General features: G+C 51.2%; 15 protein-coding genes. 6 read left to right on the forward strand and 9 right to left on the reverse strand.

The window, feature by feature from the left end:
- Nucleotides 1–8 precede the first annotated feature (8 nt).
- Nucleotides 9–1,256, forward strand: coding sequence for an esterase/lipase family protein (locus IEX02_RS06535; RefSeq protein ID WP_229702120.1), 1,248 nt, complete (start codon nt 9–11; stop codon nt 1,254–1,256).
- A 49-nt stretch (nt 1,257–1,305) separates the two neighbouring features.
- Complete coding sequence (locus IEX02_RS06540) at nt 1,306–2,376, forward strand: helix-turn-helix domain-containing protein (RefSeq protein WP_188692088.1); 1,071 nt, start codon at nt 1,306–1,308, stop codon at nt 2,374–2,376.
- 380 nt (nt 2,377–2,756) lie between these two features.
- On the opposite strand, the gene IEX02_RS06545 is transcribed toward IEX02_RS06540, so the two are convergent.
- From IEX02_RS06545 to IEX02_RS06570, 6 genes are all read right to left on the reverse strand, one after another.
- Nucleotides 2,757–4,025, reverse strand: coding sequence for an inorganic phosphate transporter (locus IEX02_RS06545; RefSeq protein WP_188692090.1), 1,269 nt, complete (start codon nt 4,023–4,025; stop codon nt 2,757–2,759).
- An 11-nt stretch (nt 4,026–4,036) separates the two neighbouring features.
- Entirely contained in the window at nt 4,037–4,714 is a 678-nt protein-coding gene (locus IEX02_RS06550) for a TIGR00153 family protein (protein WP_188692093.1), read from the reverse strand.
- Nucleotides 4,715–4,806: 92 nt separating this feature from the next.
- Complete coding sequence (phoU, locus tag IEX02_RS06555) at nt 4,807–5,523, reverse strand: phosphate signaling complex protein PhoU (protein ID WP_188692096.1); 717 nt, start codon at nt 5,521–5,523, stop codon at nt 4,807–4,809.
- Between the two features lie 89 nt (nt 5,524–5,612).
- Nucleotides 5,613–6,425, reverse strand: a complete 813-nt coding sequence (pstB, locus tag IEX02_RS06560) for a phosphate ABC transporter ATP-binding protein PstB (RefSeq protein ID WP_188692099.1) — start codon at nt 6,423–6,425, stop codon at nt 5,613–5,615.
- 17 nt (nt 6,426–6,442) lie between these two features.
- The gene (pstA, locus tag IEX02_RS06565) at nt 6,443–8,017 is read right to left on the reverse strand and encodes a phosphate ABC transporter permease PstA (protein ID WP_229702121.1); all 1,575 of its coding nucleotides are present in this window, start codon (nt 8,015–8,017) and stop codon (nt 6,443–6,445) included.
- Nucleotides 8,010–10,157 (reverse strand): ABC transporter permease subunit, encoded by a 2,148-nt coding sequence (locus tag IEX02_RS06570; protein WP_188692101.1) that lies wholly within the window; start codon nt 10,155–10,157, stop codon nt 8,010–8,012. The genes pstA and IEX02_RS06570 overlap by 8 nt, the downstream gene beginning before the upstream one ends.
- Before the next feature lie 153 nt (nt 10,158–10,310).
- Between IEX02_RS06570 and IEX02_RS06575 the strand changes: the two genes are divergently transcribed.
- From IEX02_RS06575 to IEX02_RS06590, 4 genes are all read left to right on the forward strand, one after another.
- Nucleotides 10,311–10,814 carry a glycine cleavage system transcriptional repressor gene (locus IEX02_RS06575; RefSeq protein WP_188692104.1) on the forward strand — a complete coding sequence of 168 codons (504 nt, stop codon included), beginning with the start codon at nt 10,311–10,313 and terminating at the stop codon, nt 10,812–10,814.
- A gap of 78 nt (nt 10,815–10,892) precedes the next feature.
- A complete protein-coding gene (gene ppk1 / locus IEX02_RS06580; protein ID WP_188694010.1) occupies nt 10,893–12,974 on the forward strand; it encodes a polyphosphate kinase 1 in 2,082 nt (693 codons plus the stop codon).
- Nucleotides 12,971–14,500 (forward strand): exopolyphosphatase, encoded by a 1,530-nt coding sequence (gene ppx, locus IEX02_RS06585; RefSeq protein WP_188692107.1) that lies wholly within the window; start codon nt 12,971–12,973, stop codon nt 14,498–14,500. The genes ppk1 and ppx overlap by 4 nt, the downstream gene beginning before the upstream one ends.
- A 239-nt stretch (nt 14,501–14,739) precedes the next feature.
- A complete protein-coding gene (locus tag IEX02_RS06590; protein WP_188692109.1) occupies nt 14,740–15,012 on the forward strand; it encodes an HU family DNA-binding protein in 273 nt (90 codons plus the stop codon).
- Nucleotides 15,013–15,060: 48 nt separating this feature from the next.
- Here IEX02_RS06590 and IEX02_RS06595 read toward each other — a convergent pair whose 3' ends face one another.
- The 3 genes from IEX02_RS06595 to IEX02_RS06605 form a co-directional block, all read right to left on the reverse strand.
- Nucleotides 15,061–16,923 carry a methyl-accepting chemotaxis protein gene (locus IEX02_RS06595; protein WP_188692112.1) on the reverse strand — a complete coding sequence of 621 codons (1,863 nt, stop codon included), beginning with the start codon at nt 16,921–16,923 and terminating at the stop codon, nt 15,061–15,063.
- Nucleotides 16,924–17,058: 135 nt separating this feature from the next.
- On the reverse strand, nt 17,059–17,985 hold the full coding sequence (locus IEX02_RS06600) for a porin (protein ID WP_188692116.1): 927 nt from the start codon (nt 17,983–17,985) through the stop codon (nt 17,059–17,061).
- A gap of 121 nt (nt 17,986–18,106) precedes the next feature.
- Entirely contained in the window at nt 18,107–19,201 is a 1,095-nt protein-coding gene (locus IEX02_RS06605) for a PQQ-dependent sugar dehydrogenase (protein WP_229702122.1), read from the reverse strand.
- Between the last annotated feature and the right edge of the window lie 114 nt (nt 19,202–19,315).

Raw genomic sequence — 19,315 nt, forward strand, 5'->3', positions numbered from 1 at the left:
AGAACCTTATGCGTAAGTTAGTCCCGATGTTTCGCGTTTCCAACTGGCTGGGCGGTATCAGCCTGGCGTTATGTAGCCTGAGTATGCCGGCGCTGGCCGGCCCCACCAGTTTGCAAGCCACTTATACCAGCGGTATCAGCAATGGCTGGGTAAAAGTAGAGCGCTGGCGGGATACCAGTGGAAATATTGGTCAGGAAGCGTTTCCCAGCGATGGCCGTGGCGATCAAAGTGGTCAGCGGGCCACTTTCTTTGCCGATCCCAGCCCTTCGTCTGACAACTTTCTGCTCTACTACGCCCCCGGCTGGAACACCAACAGCAAAGCGGTACCTGTACTGCTTATTCACGGGGCCAATCAGGATGCCGACCTTGCCTGGGCTAATCCCAATGACGCAGGCGACTACGGTTGTGGCCAACAAAGCTGCCCAACTACGGGTTTAATGCAGGCCCTAGCCGCCGACAACTTCAAGGTATTTGCCTTGTCGTTGGCACATAAAAATGGCGACGGCTATATCTGGGCCGAGCAAATTGCCAATGCCATCAGCGTTATCAAAAGCCAGACCGGTGCCAGTCAGGTTGACCTGGTGACCTGGTCAAAAAGCGCCTTTAATGCCCGTATGTATGTCTCTTCTGTTACCCAGCCCTGGGGCACCAGCTATCAAGGTGATGTGCGACGTTTAGTTATGCTCGGCGCACCAAATAACGGCATAGACTGGTCGTTCCGCCATGGCTGGACACATACCTTTGCCGTTTATCCAGGTTGTGGCGGCGTAATTAACGGCCCCACCGCCCACGACAGCATCTTGTGCTACGGCATCTGGCAAAGTGGCAGCCAGTGGAGTTATGCCTCCAGCTATTTCCCAGGCTCGGTACAAATGCTTAAACGTTGGGACAGCACTTATGCATTGCCCGTCAGCGAGCAGGATTGGTACACCACTTACGAAGGCGGCTGGGGTTTCTACACCCATGGACAGGGCATTGATGCCTTCCTGCCCTATTCACTGGTGGACGATGTGCGCGCGGCCGGAACAGACCCCGCAGTGCGGGTACACAACTTATGTGGCAACAAAGCCGATATTGCCTTGATCCACAATGAACATACCGGCCCATCCGATGGCGTGGTGTTTGTTTCCAGCTGTAATGATGCCAGTGGCCTGGGCAATCATGGCGGTTCGGCAACAATTAGCGTAAATCACCTTAAGCTTGGCTGGTCAAGTAGCGGTATCAACCAAATTAAGACCTGGTTGAACGCGCTGTAGCCGAATATATGGCACCTAACTTAAGCAGGATTGATATGGCGTAACCTTTATGCTCTATTTTGCTCAACCGTCTTACATGGGGTGCCGTTTGCCCGTGACCGAGAAACATCCATTCAGCCCGGATTTACCTAAAATCCGGGCCAATGCTATGACGACCCTGGAGCATATTCTGGCCGGTGCCGGTATGAGTTTGGACGAGCAGCTACGCCGCTCAGGACTTGCTCATAGCGGTGAGCTGAATATTGTCGACTTTCTGCGTATTCTTGAGTCTTTCGCGGTTGAGGTATGTGACGAATCCCTGCATATGTCCAAACGGCCACTATTGCCGGGTACCAATGATCACGTTTTATCCAACCTGGGCAAATGCCGCAGCCTGCAAGATGCCCTGCAGGAGCTGGCCGCCTCCTATAATTTCATTCATGGCGGTGCCTATAACCGTGTGGAACGTCGCGACCGCGAATTGCTGTATATCATTGATGATAGACAGTTCCCCTACCTGGACGACAGTGATCCCACCCATATCCGTTTTAATATGGACTGCGTGTTGCTCTACGTACATGGTGTGGTGTGTTCATTGGGTGGCCACGGCGCGGCCAATAGCCTGCTAAAAGTACAAAGTCGCGCTGATAATGGCGATAACTCAGTATTGCAGGCGGCTTTTTCGCACTTACCGCTAAGATTCGGCGCGTCCAGCTATGTGTTGCATTATGACTTGGCCATGGCTGAGCAACCTTTGCAATGGCAAGCTCCCTTAACCTTAAGCAGTGTGTATAACCAATTGCAGTTTCACCTGGGTCAAAGCAACAATGACAGCAACCTGGTAAGTAAGGTCAGAGGCATGCTGGAACAGGGCATACAAAGCCAGGAGGCAGTGGCGGCAGAATTGGGTTACAGCGTGGCTACGCTGCGGCGCAAATTAGCCCAAAGCCAAAGTAGCTTTAGGGAGTGCCGCGAACAAGTATTGAATCAAGAAGCAAAAACCCTACTGGCCCAACAACTGGCATTGGAAGAGGTGGCTCAGCGTCTGCACTTTTCTGATGCCCGCAGCTTTAACCGCGCATTTAAAACCTGGAATGGCGTGACCCCCCGCGATTACATGGAAAGCCTGTCTCAGGACTAATAGCGCCTCGCTCTTCTAGATCACAGGAATGGTGGAAGTGCAGATTACGCACGACTCCAGGGAAGGAGGAGGTAGAGCGACTCAGGAGACAAAGCCGAGGAGCTGTCATCTGCCCGTCCGTCCTGAACATCGCCGCTCCTTCGCATCCATGCAACCGCGGAATACGACCGCCAAGGATGGCGGAAGTGCAGATTACGCAGGAGCTGTCATCTGCCCGTTCGTCCATGAACATCGCCGTTCCTTCGCGTCCATGCGACCGCGGAATACGACCGCCAAGGATGGCGGAAGTGACGAAAATGCAGGAGCAACTTTTCGTCCCGTCCATCCATGGACATAAAAAACCCGGCAGAAGCCGGGTTTCTTGAATAGGATTAGCAGGCTTAGGCCGAGAAGATTCCCTTCAGCATAAAGAAGAACATAATCGACAAGGCCGCACCTATAGGCAGAGTCACCACCCAGGACACCACGATATTACGAATAACACCTAAGTTCAGGGCCGCAATGCCACGGGCCATACCCACACCTAATACCGCACCCACCAGGGTTTGGGTAGTAGAGATAGGCAAACCAGTACCAGAGGCCACAACAACAGTAGTAGCAGCAGCCAACTCAGCAGCAAAACCACGGCTTGGCGTCAGGTGAGTAATACCTTTACCTATGGTTTGAATCACGCGGTGACCAAAGATAGCCAGACCCAATACGATACCGACCGCACCTAAGGGCAATATCCACCAGGCCAGTTTGGCTTTGCTGGCGATTTCACCATGGTTTTCCACTACGCTAACAACCGCAGCCAATGGGCCAATAGCGTTAGCCACATCGTTAGAACCGTGTGCAAAAGCCATACAACAAGCGGTAACCACCATCAAAATGGCAAACACTTTCTCAACGCTGGCAAATTGCATCTTACGGTTTGCTTCCTGATCAATCTGAATGCGATTGATGTACAGCTTACCAATCACACCCACAGCCGCCGCAATGGCAATAGCAATCAGATACCCTTCCAGGTTACCGATATGCAGACCAATGTGCTTAAGTCCTTTCTTGATTGTTACCAAAGACATCACAAAGCCCGCCAGCGCCATGTAATAAGGCACATAACGTTTGGCATTAGCAAAAGGTGTGTCGGTATCAAAAATAAGCCGTTGGGCACTCATAAAGATGAGATAAGCAAGGAAACCGGATATGGCAGGGGTAACAATCCAGCTACCGACAATACCTACTACCTGGCCCCATTCAACGGAGTCGGCACTGACACCCACGGCCGCAAAGCCAACAATGGCACCCACGATAGAGTGCGTAGTAGATACCGGCCAGCCCAGATAAGAGGCGATAACCAACCAGATACCGGCTGCCAGCAAAGAGGCAATCATGCCGTAGACTAAGATTTCGGGGGAGTCGACAAAGTAAGCACTGTCGACTATGCCCTTGCGGATAGTGGACGTTACCTCCCCGCCTGCCAGGTAAGCCCCGGCAAACTCAAAAATCATGGCGATTACAATGGCCTGCTTGATAGTCAGTGCCTTGGAGCCTACGGAGGTCCCCATGGCATTGGCTACGTCATTCGCACCAATACCCCACGCCATAAGAAATCCCACGAACGCAGCCGTGGCTATCAGCATAAAGCCGTAAGTAGTTAAAATATCCATCAGACTGCCCTTTAGCTGGCTAGCATCAATTCAAGTCGCGACCCAACGCGTTGTGAGATGTCGGCCAAATCGCCGATCCATTCAATGACCTTGTACAGGAACATTACGTCTACCGGGTTTAACTGGCTTTCCAGCTTCCACAGCTCACGACGCAATACCACCTGCATCTTGTCGGTGTCGTCTTCAATTTGATCAAGTTGGTCAATCATATCTTCAACAACTTTGACTTCCCGGCCTTTAAAACCGGTTTCCAGCAGCTCGTCCAGCTCGTTGGTGACGTTCTGGGCTTGGCGGGTAGCGTCGATTGAACGCATAACAAAATTGCGGAACAGGTCGTGCAGGGATTCATGGATTGCCAGTTGGCGGCCTAACATTAAACCGGAAATATCCCGCGCACGGTTGGCGATCTTGTCTTGCTGACTCAGCAGGTCCAACAGATCCTGGCGCTGGATGGGCATGAAAATACCTGCAGGCAGGTTAACTCTCAATTCACGTTTGAGAGCATCAGCCTTACGTTCAAGGTGAGAAATGTCATGTTGCAGTTTCTCCGCCTCTTTCCAATCTTTGTTGAAAACGGCTTCAAAAAACGGTAACAAACCCTGACTACACTCATGAACGGTGTTGATATGCTCTTCCAGTGGTTTTAGCGGAGATTTCGCAAAAACCTCTAGAAATGAATTAGTTGACATAAATGGCACTGTTTCTACCTTCAAGGTGGTGGCGCATGATACACCACAGAATATGAACGAAATATTTCAGTTTTATGACAATCCTGTCTTAACTACCTAAGTTCTTGCATTTTCTCCTGCATTGCCTGACGGGAGATATGCCGAACATCCTTACCTTTAACCAGGTAAATTATATACTCACAAACGTGTTTACACCTGTCACCAACCCGCTCCAACGCGCGCATGGCCCAAAGTATATCCAGCCATTGTGGCAGTGCTTCCGGCTCTTGCTGCATCTCCGCAACAGCCTGGGTGAGCAGCTGCTTGTATTGCTCATCGATTTCCTGGTCGCCAATATGAATGGCCAATGCAGCATCGGCATCCAGCCGGGCAAACGCATTTAAGGTCTGGCGCAACATTTCCATCACATGATTGCCGGTCGCGATCATACCGTTTTTGATGTCTTCAGACACGGGTAAATTGCCTTTAACGATGAGTTTGGCGATTCGTTCGACATCATCGCCGATACGTTCAATGTCTACGGTGGCCTTGTTGATAGCCAAAACCAGGCGTAGATCGCTGGCAGCGGGATGCCGTTTAGCAATAATCCGGGTGCATTCTTCGTCAATCTGCACTTCCATATTGTTGACCATCAGATCGTTAAGCATAACCTTCTCAGCCAGCGCCCGGTTATTGTCACGCAGGGCACTGATGGCATCACAAAGCTGCTGCTCTACCACCCCGCCCATGGTCAATACCGAGTTGCGCAGGTTTTCCAGTTCCTGATTAAAACGACCGGATATATGGGTATTGAGTTTGATTGGTTGCATCGCTACCTCTTGGGGTTTCGAGTTTGCAATATATGCCTGAGCATTAGGGTTTCAGCACATATCGCCGGTTACACTGTTCTGACATTATTTTAGCCGTAACGGCCAGTGATATATTCTTCGGTTTGCTGCTCTTTAGGGCGAGTAAACAAACGGTCGGTATCAGAATATTCAATCAAATGGCCCTGATGCAAAAACGCGGTAAAATCCGACACCCTGGCCGCTTGCTGCATGTTGTGGGTCACAATCAGTACGGTGTATTTTTCTTTTAGCTGGGTAATCAGTTCTTCAATGGTCAGGGTGGAGATGGGGTCCAGAGCCGATGTCGGCTCATCCAGCAGCAGAATCTCAGGTTGTAGCGCAATAGCGCGGGCAATAACCAAACGCTGCTGCTGACCACCGGATAAGGTTAAGGCCGACTCAAACAAGCGGTCTTTCACTTCCCGCCATAAGGCCACATCCTTTAACGCTTGTTCCACTGCATTGTCCAGGGTTCGCCTGTCCTTAACCCCTTGAATTTTAAGGCCATAAACCAAGTTTTCATAAATCGACATGGGAAAAGGATTAGGCTTTTGAAACACCATGCCCACCTGTCTGCGCAGCAGCGCCACATCTTCTCTGCGGTGGTAAATATTGCGCCCGTTAATATGCACCTCCCCTTCCACCCGACATTCGGGTATCAGGTCATTGAGCCGGTTGAAACAGCTCAGCAAGGTGGATTTTCCGCAGCCGCTGGGACCTATCAACGCCGTCACCTGACGCTTAGGGATCTTCATACTGATATGATGCAGGGCCCGCTTGGCACCGAAGGTTAACGAGAGCTCGCGCACATCGATGGCCACTTGTTCATCCTGCAGGTTATCAAGTTCCAGGCCTTGTCTGGCTAACTCAAAATACTCAAACATAGTGTTTCAACTCGTAATTACCCTTGTCCGGCCATGGACTGATACTGTCGACGCAGTTTAGCCCGGACCACTACGGCAATAATATTCAGACTCAATACCACCAATAGCAACAGCAAGCAGGAGGCAAACATCATGGACGACCCATGGCCAATACTGTTGCTGTGAAAAGCACCATCATAAATCAGCACCCCCAAATGCATAAACTGACGATCCAGATGCAAATAGGGAAATTCCATATCAACCGGCAAAGTAGGCGCAAACTTCACCGCCCCCACCAGCAGTAGCGGCGCGACTTCCCCCGCCCCGCGGGCGATGGCCAGGATTACCCCAGTCATAATACCCGGACTGGCAATGGGAATAACCGTACGCCATAGGGTTTCAAACTGAGTAGCGCCCAGCGCATAACTGCCCTGACGCAAACTGTTGGGGACACGACGCAAGCCTTCTTCGGTAGCCACTATCACCACGGGCAAGGTCAACATGGCCATGGTCAGTGCCGCCCAGAAAATCCCCGGCGCGCCAAAAGTGGGCGCGGGCAAATGCTCGCTGAAGAACAATTTGTCGATATTGCCACCCACCTGGTAAACAAAGAACCCCAACCCAAAAACGCCATAGACGATAGAGGGCACCCCGGCGAGGTTATTAACCCCAATACGGATTAGCGATGTAACAGAATTACTTGGCGCATATTCGTTCAGATAAATGGCCGCCATAACGCCAAGCGGGGTCACAATAACCGTCATCAACAGCACCATCACCACAGTGCCAAACAGGGCCGGAAACACCCCACCGGCACTGTTGGCCCGTTTTGGGGTATCGCTGACAAATTCCCAGATATGGGACATAAAAGTGGCGAACTTCTGTAATTCTCCCTGCTGGTTAATCTGCAGGTACTTTTCCACATCGGCCAGTGGCAGTTGATGGTGTTCACCGCTGTCAAACACCAACAGCAGGCGCAATTGAGACAGGGTTTGCCGGCGCGCCTCCAAAGCGGCCATCAGGGTTGCAAACTCCTGTTCAAGTTTGACCCGGGCAGGCGCCTCGTCTTCAACGTCACGACGGTTATACTGCGCAATTTGTTGATGAATAGCGGCCAGCCTGCCGCGCTCCAAATCCGAAATAGCGGCCACCTCACCGCTGACCATCTCCAACTGGGTTGGTAACTGAGCCAGTGGCAAGGGGGTTTTCCCGTCATTTAGTCCCACCAGGCGGGCAAATAAACGATTGCCGCTGCGCAGTTGAATATCAATGAGTTCTGGTAAAGGACGCATGCTGAGAATCTGCTCTTCCTCTAACAAATGTTGCTGATCGCTGAACTGATAAAGCCGAGCCTGATTGAACAACCACCGCTTCTGGCCACCCGTAGTGGTAAAGTCCCGCGACAGCAAAGTGGCGTAAATCTGTTGTTGTTCGCCAAGCTCATCCTTGTAGCTCACCTCGTACAAGGGCGTGGGCCAGAAGTGCTGCATACCTTTAACCAGCATAATCCCCACCATCCCGCACAACAGCAGCAAGATAATGGCCACCAACGCGGCGCCTCCCACAATAGGCAAGCCTTCTTTTTGCCGGGAAATGAGTAAACGCTTAAACACTTTGGTAATGCTTCCGCAGTCTGCCCCTGACTAGCTCAGCCAGGGTATTGATAACAAAGGTAAAACCGAACAACAGCAAGGCGGTAAAGAACAGCACACGATAGTGAATACTGTTGACCTCTGACTCCGGTAGCTCAATGGCAATATTGGCCGTTAACGAGCGCATACCAGCAAAAATGTCCCAATCAGCCACCGGGGTATTGCCCGTTACCATCAGTACGATCATGGTTTCCCCGAAGGCCCGCGATAAGCCCAGAATGATGGAGGAAAAGATGCCAGGGTAGGCAGCAACCAAGACCACCCGGCGTAAGGTTTGGGCACGGGTCGCCCCCAGGGCAAAGGATGCCTGACGCAAATGCCCTGGCACTTCAAAAATGGCATCTTCGGCCAGCGAATAAATACTGGGTACTATGGCAATGCCCAGCGCCAGTGCCACTACCAAGGCATTTTTGCTGCTGTGATTATCCTGCCCAGGGAACCAGCCATCCGGCCATAACCAGTTTTGTGCCTCACCACCCAGCACAAAGGCTCCCCAGGCCAGCAGTAGCACCACAGGCACCAACAACAACAATTCCCAGCCGGACTGCCATTGAATCGACAAGCCCCGGGACAAAGGTTGCTGAACCATGGCCAGGGCCAGTAAACACAAAGGCAACATCAGCAAAAATATCAACATGCCCAGTAAGTAATCTTCCACTATGGGGATAAGCCAGATGGCGGCAATAAAGCCAATGACCACAGAGGGGACGGCTTCCAGTAATTCAATGCCCGGCTTAAGCCAGTTACGCAAGCGCGCCGGCACAAAATACGCCGTGTAAATAGCAGCGCCCACGGCCAGTGGAATGGCAATGATCAGCGCCAGAATCGCCGCCTTCAGGCTACCAATCACCAAGGGCACTAAACTGTATTTAGCCTGACTGACATCCTCCGCCGCTGATGACTGCCAAACGTAATCCGGCTCGGCATATCCCTCATACCAAACCCGCTGCCAAAGCCGCTCAAAGCTGACAATGGAGCTGAGGTTACTCACACGCCACTGCTGCACACTTTGAGGCCCCCAAACATACAAACGGTCATCCACTAACCAGATACCTTCTGCATCCGGAGCCACTTGGGTGCGCAAAATGGTCTCGCCCGTGCTGCTTAAAAACAACCGCAGTTGCCCTTGCTCGCCCAGTAACACGCCCAAATCTTTGCCTTGTGCCATTTGTAACTGCTGCAAGCTAAAGGGGTCTTGAAGGGCATAAATGGGACGGAAACGGAAAACGCCCCCCTGATTAAATGCTGACCATTTCTCAACCCGCCCGTCGGCGTAATTCAGTAAAAAGGCTTTGTCGCCGGGAAAGGCCAGTATGTCTCCAGCGCTTTGGCTTAACGGTGCCTCATAGGTATTGCGGGTATCGCTAAACACCAGTCCCTGCGCATTTAGCTGCACGGCGGTTCGAACAGATGGCAATAAGGTGGGTACGGAAGAGGCTGGCAATTTTACCTCTGTCAGTTGCGCCGGGTTTTGACGCGACGCCCAGTATAGTTGCCAGTGTTCGGCATTTTTAACGGCAATCCCCAGCCAGTCCTCAGATAAAGCCACTTGCCAGTGTTCTTTGTTCAGTCCCCCCGGCAAGTTGGGCAAAAACAGGGACATTTGCGGCTCACGCAACACCTGCCCGCCCACACGAGTCAGGCGTTCCACACGCAGCATGCCGTCATTACCGAGCATAAATAAAAAACGGCCGCCCAGATAATGTTTGGCTTTTACCTGCGTCTGACAACTAATGGGCACATGCTTAAGGGCACTCAGGCCGGCCCCTTGTTCCTGCTGAACCTGGAAGAAGCCAAGTTGGCAATCCGCCGCACGGGTAATCAGCGCCCTTTCCTGCTGCAAGTCTTCCAGCAACAGAACCTGTTCTTTGGGTAACTGCCAGACGGCGCCCGGTTGCAGTGAGGGAGATTGAAGTAACGGAATGGTGACATACAACAAATGCCAGATCAGCATCGCCAGTGTCACCAACACCGTCCAGCCACCAATGGTAATAACACGCGCAGCCAGCCGGTCCCGGGTTCGACGCCGTCGTAAACTGGACGATGGATAAGGGTAATCAGTCTGCACAATACAACCATTGGAACGCTGAGCTGGCGACATTGTAAAGGCCGTTTCTGGCAATTACTAACGCTTTGACCGCCAAGATCATCTTTACTCGCCGCCAGGCCGCTTGTGGATTATAGTTGGGTCATTCGGCGGTCACGTCGCCAGCGCTGCACACCGCCCCGCCATTTTGTTGCACAGGAGAACAGCATGGATACCGTTATTTTCACACTGATTGGCAAAGACAAGCCCGGCATTATGGAGGCTATATCCCGCACGGTAAGGCAGTTAGAGGGCAATTGGCTGTCTAGCAACTTTGCCCATATGGCCGGACATTTTACCGGCTTCGTGCAAGTGCAAATACCCAAAGAAAACGTGCAGCCCTTGCTGAACAAACTGGACGCCATGGAAGAACTGAATATTCGTCTGGTGCAGGGTGACGAGCCGCAAACCACGCAGACCCGTCAGGTTTCGCTGGAAATCATGGGTAATGACAAACCCGGTATAGTGCAAGAACTGACCCGCGTCTTGCACCAATTTAATCTCAATATCCTGCGTTTCACATCCCACTGTGAACCGGCTCCGAACTGGGGAGGCAACCTGTTTAAAGCGCAGGTTATTATTGATATACCGGCCGATTTCGACACCGACCCGCTGGGCGAGTCACTGGAGCAAATCGCCAACGATCTGATTGTTGATATCGACTGGCAGTAGCCAGTCATAAAAGCTTCACATTAACCCACTGGCAGTGTTGCTAGAATTTTGCGAATTTTTATTGCCGTAGCCTAGATGATGAGCATTAACACAATCTATTACCCCAAGGAACTGAGCTGGTTGGCATTCAACCAGCGGGTGTTGCAGGAAGCTGCCGACAAACGTAACCCTATTGTCGAGCGAATTCGTTTTCTCGGTATTTACTCTAACAACATGGATGAGTTCTATCGGGTACGGGTAGCTGACGTAAAACGGCAGATTTATATTCATTTGAATGACCAGAACCAGGAAGCCGCCGACCAAACCAAGCAACTAATGGACAAGATCCAGGAACGGGTGCTGGTGATGACCGAAGACTTCGAGCGCATTCATGAGGAAGTGGTAGCACGTCTGGCTAAATACCAGATTTATCTGACCAATAAGGACGAGCTGGATAATTACCAAACCCAGTGGCTGAAAAGTTACTTCCAGAACAAAATTCTGCGCTACATGGCCCCGGTGCTGCTGAGTAATAAGGTCAAACTGGTAGACAGGCTAAACGATGCCGCCACTTACCTGTTTGTGGCAATTCGCAAGTCAGAGCACAAAACCCAATACGCCCTGCTGGAAGTCCCCACCGAATACATGTCGCGCTTTGTGCTTATTCCGCCAGAGCGAAGCCGCAAGAAAAAACACATTATTCTGCTCGATGACATTATCAACCTGTGTCTGGAACAGGTTTTCCGTGGCTTTATCGAGTTTGACAAGTTAGAAGCTTATTCCTTCAAGATGACCCGGGATGCGGAATACCGTATCAACGATGAAATTGACGAAAGCTACGTGGAAAAAATGTCTGAAAGCATGAAGCAGCGTCTGATAGCCGAGCCAGTGCGCTTTGTATATGACGGCGACATGCCGCAAGACATGCTGGATTTTCTCAAGAAGCAGTTGAAGATATCAAACTACGACAGCCTGATTGCCAGCGGGGCTTATCGTAACTTTAAGGACTTTATTGGCTTTCCCAACGTGGGCCGCGAATATCTGGAAAATCCGCGCTTGCCGGCCATTAATACCCGGGAGTTTGCTGACCACCATACGGTATTCGACGCCATCAGCAAACGGGATATTCTGCTCTATTACCCTTATCACCGCTTCTTGCATCTAACCGAGTTTGTCCGCCAAGCCGCCTTTGACCCAAGCGTAAAGCATATTCGCCTGAATATTTACCGGGTGGCCAGCAAATCCCGCATCATTAACTCACTGATTGATGCGGTTAACAACGGCAAGCAAGTGACGGTGGTGGTAGAACTGCGTGCCCGCTTTGATGAAGAAAACAACATTGAGTGGTCAAAGATGATGACCGATGCGGGGGTTAAGGTCATCCTGGGTATCCCCACCCTGAAAATTCACTCCAAGCTTTGTGTCATCAGTCGCGAAGAACAGGGCCAGCTAATCCATTATGCCCATTTTGGTACCGGTAACTTTAACGAGAAGACCGCCAAGATCTATACCGACTTCAGCCTGTTTACCCGTGACCAGGAACTGGCTCAGGAAGCAGTGGATGTATTTGATTTCATTCAATATCCATACAGACGTTTCAAATTCCAGCATCTACAGGTTTCGCCGGTTAACGCCAGAACCAAGATTCAGTTATTGATTCGTCAGGAAGTACAAAACGCCAAAGAAGGACTTAAAGCCCAGATCCTGCTGAAAGTGAATAACCTGGTGGATATTCCGCTGATTGATGACCTATATCGAGCCAGTCAGGCCGGTGTAAAAATTCGCGCCATAGTGCGAGGCATGTGCTCGCTGGTGCCAGGTGTGAAAGACCTCAGTGAGAATATCACCATCATCAGTGTGGTAGACAGGTTTTTAGAACATCCCCGTGTGATGGTGTTTGAAAACGGCGGCGATCATAAGGTGTTTATTTCCTCTGCCGACTGGATGACACGCAACATGGATAACCGTATTGAGGTGGGCTGCCCTATTCTAGACCCGGTGCTGAAAAAGCGGGTTCTGGATATTTTGCAGATTCAGTTCCGGGATACCATTAAGGCGCGCGTGATTGATCAGGAGCAAACCAATAAATATGTGCGCCGCGGCAACAGGAAAAAGTTGCGCTCACAGGTAGAAATCTACGATTATCTGAAGGCTCTGGAAACCAGTAATCAGACCCAATGAATCAATTAGCCAACGCATTTTCCGACGTCGAAGCCAGAAATGTCACCCATGTGGCGGCGCTGGATATTGGCTCAAATAGTTTTCACCTTGTGGTTGCCCGGATTAATGCGGGCAGTCTGCAAATTCTCTACAAGGTGAAGCAGCGGGTCCGAATGGCCGATGGTCTGGATAAAGACGGCTATTTGGACCAGCCCGCCATTGAGCGCGGTATTGCCGCCCTGGAACAGTTTGCCGACAGCCTGCGCGGCTTTAAGCCCGATTCGGTCAGGATTGTTGCTACCCACACATTAAGAAAAGCCCACAATGCGCGGGATTTTATCCGCGCCGCACGCCAGGTGCTTCCCTATCCGGTGGAAATCATTTCCGGGGTAGAAGAAGCCAGGATGATCTATCAGGGCGTCGCTCACACCACCGAGGACAACGGCCAACGCTTAGTGGTAGACATTGGTGGGGGCAGTACCGAGTTTATTATCGGTAAAGGCTTTAAACCCGCCCTGATGCGTAGCCTGCAAATGGGCTGTGTTAGCTTTACTCAGCGCTATTTCAAAAACGGTGAACTGAAAAGCAAGGCCTTTAGCCGGGCGATCACCGCCGCCAAACAAGAACTGGAGATGATAGACCGTCGCTATCGCCAGCTAGGCTGGGATGTGAGCATCGGCACCTCTGGTACCATCAAAACCATTATTGCGCTGGCTCAGGAGATTAATCCCGAGTTAAAAAACGGCACCCTGACACGTTATGAGTTACGCAAGCTGGTCGATGCCTGTATCAAGGCGGAACACGTGGACAAGCTGAGCTTTAAAGAGCTGGGTGATGATCGCAAGCCTATTTTTGCCGCCGGCCTGGCTATTCTGCTGGCCACCTTTGAAAGCCTGGACATTCAGCTAATGGAATTTTCCATGGCGGCCCTGCGCGAAGGGGTTATCTATGAAATGGAAGACCGCCTGGAACATCAGGATATTCGCGAGCGGACAGCAGAGAGTCTGGCGGTGCGTTACGACGTAGATACCGAGCAAGCCCGGCGCGTACTGGCAACCACTATGGCTTTGTACCATCAGGTCGCCGAGGATTGGGATATTAAGTTCGATGAGTTGCAGAGCCTGCTTGGCTGGTCTGCGTTGTTGCACGAAGTGGGATTACAGATAAATTCCCGTGGCGTCCAGCGCCATTCCGGCTATATACTCCAGAATGCCGATTTACCGGGCTTTAACCAGGAGCAACAAGACCTGTTGGCCACCTTGGTGCGTTTTCATCGCAAAAAGATAAAAACCGCCGATTTCCCGGAGTTTTCGCAGTACCGCAATGAGCAGGTGCAGCGGCTCACCAGCATATTGCAGCTGGGCGTCGTGCTAAATATCAAACGTTTGGATGATTTTTTGCCCCAAATCAAGGCAAAAGCCAAGCAAGACAAGTTATTACTGGAATTTGCCGACGACTGGTTGCAGAATGCGCCTCTGGTGGTGGCAGACCTAGAGTTGCAAGCGGAATACTTGCAAGGTTGCGGGATCCGGCTGGTTGTGCGTTAATGACAACGGCTGTTAACCGAAGTGTCATACCTGTCCGGCAAAATCGCCATATTCGTCTCAGACAGGCGAATAGAGCTGATGATTAACGAACAAGTAACGAACTGTGCCGATGGCACGTTGAGGTATAGAAATGCTGACTCAGCGTCTCAGGAATATACCCCACAAACATCGCCAATGAATTGAGTCTGGGGTAGCGTATCTCAAACTCATTATCAACATAAAACAAAAGGAAGCATCCAATGAACAAAACTGATCTGATCAATGCAATCGCTGAGCGTGCCGACATCTCCAAGGCCTCTGCCGGCCGTGTTATCGACGCCTTCACCGGTGCTGTGACTGAAGCGCTGTCCAGTGGTGACGAAGTTGCCATCCTGGGTTTCGGTACTTTCAAAGTATCTGAGCGTGCAGCTCGCACTGGTCGTAACCCTCAGACGGGTGCAACCATCCAGATCGCTGCCTCTAAGCTGCCTTCATTCAAAGCTGGTAAAGCTCTGAAAGACGCCTGCAACTAAGCGTTTTGTGGACACGGCACACAAGCCGTGTCCTCCTTTTATCCCTGCCTAGACTCTGAACCGATTCACCGACGTTTTTAAATTAGCTGCCTGCTCAGCAACCATCTCGCTGGCTTGTTTATTGTGAATAGACGCGCCGTTAACCTGTTCTGCTAAATCCCGAATCTGTACGACGTTTTTACCCACTTCAGCCGCCACACTGGATTGCTCTTCAATGGCCGTGGCCACCTGAGTTGCCATCTCCATAATACTGTTCAAGTCGCCAATGATGCGGCTTAGCAATTCACCCACAGTACTGGCACGCTGCGCAGCATCTTGCCCCTTACCGTGACTGTTATCCACCAGGTGCACGATAGACTGTGTACGGCGCTGTAAATTACCGACAATGGCGGTGATTTCTTCGGTACTTTGCTGGGTGCGAATCGCCAGGTTACGCACTTCGTCCGCCACCACCGCAAATCCTCGTCCCTGCTCACCGGCCCGGGCCGCTTCAATGGCCGCATTGAGGGCCAGCAGATTAGTCTGCTCGGCGATGCCACGAATAACATCCAGCACCGAACCTATCACCTGACTTTCCTTTTCCAGCTCGCTTGCTGCCCCCGTTGACTCGGTTAACTGGGTGGCCAGCTCGCGAATCTGTCCTATGCTCAGTTCCACTTCAGTGGAACCTGTAGATGCATAGTTACTGCTGTCTTTGGCTTTGCTGGCGGTGTTTTCGGTATTGGCGGCAATCTCGTCTATGGTGTGGCTCATTTGTGTTACCGCGGTCGCCACCATTTCGGTTTCCTGCAACTGACTGCGCATATCGTTAGCCGTTTGCTCGGCACTTTGTGCCAGTTCGGTAGACGCGTCATTAAGCATGTTCACCGAACGGTTAATTTCCACAACCACATTGCGAAAAGACGCCACCAGACGATTGAGATCGGCGGCCATATCCGCCAGTTCATTGCGCCCTTTCACTTCCAGTTTTAGCGTGAAGTCGTTTTCGTTGCGAATACGGTGCACTGTGCGGCTAACATTCTGTATGGGAATAATAATACTGCGGGCGATAAGCCAGGCCAGAACCGCAACCAATACAGCAATAAACAGCGTCAGGGTAGTCACCATCAGATTATTGAAATCCACAGCCTGGCGAATCTGCTCACGGGTATTGGCCACCACAGTGTCCAGCACCTCTTCGGTACTTTGAATGGTCTGGCGCAGTTGCCCACGAATACCGGCTTGCTCATCCAGACCTATCACCTCTTCAGCCCGCACCAACTGCTCAAATTGTGTGGTATAGCTAGTGAGCAAGGTGTGCAATCTTTGCTGCAATTGCTCATCCAATCCACCTTGACCAATATGGTCGCCAAGGGCGGCCGCATTGCTCGTAAAATCCTGCAAATACTTGATGTCCCGGCGCAACATAAAGTCTTTTTCGTTGCGTCGCAATTGCAGTATATCCACCAATAACATTACGGCGTTGGCACCGGTTAGCTCCTGCTCAATGCCATGCACCGCTTGTCGCAGACTGCCATATAAGCCGTCTTTGTGATCCAGGCCGATACGTTGTTGCTGCTCCGCCAACTGATGCATGCCCTGACTGTAGGCCAGGAAGGTTTTATTCAGATGCAGTAGCTCGGCATCCGGCAAGCCCATCTGTTGGTAAGCATCCCGTAGCTCATCGATTAACTGCACAGACGTTTCAATCTGAGTATCGAAGCGGTCGATATACTTGAGGTCTTTTCTGGCCAGAAAGTCTTTCTCATGGCGCCGAAGCATCAACATGCTGGCATTCAACTGTTCGGCTTTAGCCAAGGTGTTGGCCAGATGATTTAAGTTAGAAGAGGCATAACGGGACAACAGAAACATCAGGATAATGGCCACCAGGACAATAGCGGCATTGCTGAAAAGGCGGTTTTTAATGGTCATAGCTACTCACTCCCTGCCAGTAGGGCAGATCATGGAACACATCGGCAAACCGGCCTTCACCGGCTGCCAATCCAGAGTTCGTGCAATTTGTCCATAGAGCACTCGGCCACAGACCCTTAGCTGGCCAAAATAAAACTAGAAACGGAACTCCAAGCCCAGTCCCAACCAATCTTTGTCAGGTAGTTCCTGCTTATCCTGGCGGGTAACAAAGGCATAAAGTTTCACTTGCTTGGCAAGGGGATAATCGACACCGGCCGACAGGCTCCAGTCCTGTTCCAGTTCTTGATACTGTAATTTCAGACCTAACTGTTGAAGAGTATAGGCGCTACTGAGCAGCCAGCCTTTGCGCGAATCACCATCGGACTCTCTTTTCTGACGCTGAGCCATGGCACCGATAACCCAGTTGTCCAGTTTGTACTGGCCACCCAGGCGCTGAATATCATAGCCTTCCACGTTGCTGTCGTTGGCCACAACCAGATACCAGGGCTGGGATTTCAAACCGGCATCGCCGTAAGTAAGAGACGTGGAATAACTGGAAGGGCCATCTTTCTCACCGGCAATAAAAGTACCAGTAAACCGCAGATCCTGCCATTTAGGGCTACGGTAGGTAATAGTGTCACCAGGACGATTTTCGCCGCGCCATAGGTTTTTAATATCGCCTTCCAGATCGTTAAACTGATCCAGCTTGCCCTGCGCCATCTTTAAGGCGGTATCTTGGCGTCCAAGGGATACTTCCCCCCAGTTGCCGCGTAACCCCACGTACTGGTTTCGGGATTTAATATTGTCATCACCGGATAAATCGGCCAGATCCACCTGCCATTCCAACAGATAGAACGCGGTCAGATTATCCTGTAACGCCACTTCACCTTTTACGCCAAGACGTGACGAATTACTTTTCAAATCACTGAAACGGCCTTCCCCCTCATCAGCATACTGATAAGAAACGTTTAATTTTCCATAGAAGGTAAATGGCTCGGCAACAGCAGTGGAACAGACCGGTAAACTTAACGCAATTGCATAAGCTAACCGACGAAAATGAGGAGATGAATACTTTTTGAGCATATATAAACCTACAGCAACGTAGGCTGCAAGTATGCATCAAAATGACGTTTTCATGACAGTTTTATGACAATTTTTTTAACAACAAACTGTCTGCGGAATTCACTGGTTTTGTACAATTTGCTTAACGTTCAACCACTAACAACTGCCCCTGCGGCCCATCTGTGAGCAAAAATATTTGTCCACGGCTGCCTATATGAATATCCCGCAAACGACTTTCCAATTCGGTAAACAGGCGCTCCTGGCGAACGATATTCTCGCCACTCAACACAACCCTGCGTACTTCCTGAGATTTCAATGTGGTAGAAAGCAAATCACCACGCAATTCCGGGAACATCTCACCGCGATAAACCACCAGGGCCGATGGCGCAATGGAGGGAGTCCAATCCACTAGGGGTGGCTGCATTCCTGGATAGGCCCGAAACGGACTGATATTCGCCCCTGAGTAGTCTTTCCCCTCAGTGATCACCGGCCATCCGTAATTCAGTCCACCAATAATCAGATTAATTTCATCCCCGCCAGCCGGTCCATGTTCGTTGGCAAACAACTGTCTGCGCACAGGATCCCAGGCCAGTCCCTGGGGATTACGATGGCCCAGGCTATACAGCCCCGCCACGCCGCCCTCAAATGAAGGGTTGTCGGCGGGCGAGCTACCATCGTCCTTAACCCGAATCAACTTGCCCAGGTGATTGGCCGGATTCTGCGCCTGCTCGCGATAATCAAAGCCATCCCCACTGGCAATCACCAACGAGTGATCAGGCAAAAACGCCATACGGGCACCATAATGTACCGGCGTTGCTTTATCTGGCGAGGCACTAAAAATCGTCTCTGTGTGCACTAAACGGGTGCCATCCAGTTGCGCCCGGATGACCTGCAGGTGATTCGCTTGCGCATTACCCTGGGCAAAGCTCAGGTAAAGCCAACCATTATTGGCATAATCAGGATGCAGCACCACATCCATCAGCCCACCCTGCCCCTGGGCAAACACATCGGGTATCCCACTGAGCGATACTTTCTGGCCGTCAGTGGCAATCAGATTAAGGCGCCCTACTTTCTCGCTGACCAGCAAGCGGCCATCGGGCAGCTCCACCACCGCCCAGGGAAATTCCAACGCCTTGCCGAGTACCTTGACTTGATAATCACCCAGCGGCTGCTCGGTAGCCTGAATAACCGCCCCGTACAACAGGCTCAGCAACAAAACTCCAATTCGATAGTTCACACGCACGGCTTGTCTCTTATTGTCTTGATATTCAGGAATGTTAACCTAACCATAACGCAGTTTTTCCCTCGGGTTAATCCTGTTTGTTTCGTTATGCCGTCTGATATCCTTTTA

Origin of the sequence: Bowmanella pacifica (genome assembly GCF_014645355.1) — a bacterium.
Lineage (GTDB): Bacteria > Pseudomonadota > Gammaproteobacteria > Enterobacterales > Alteromonadaceae > Bowmanella > Bowmanella pacifica.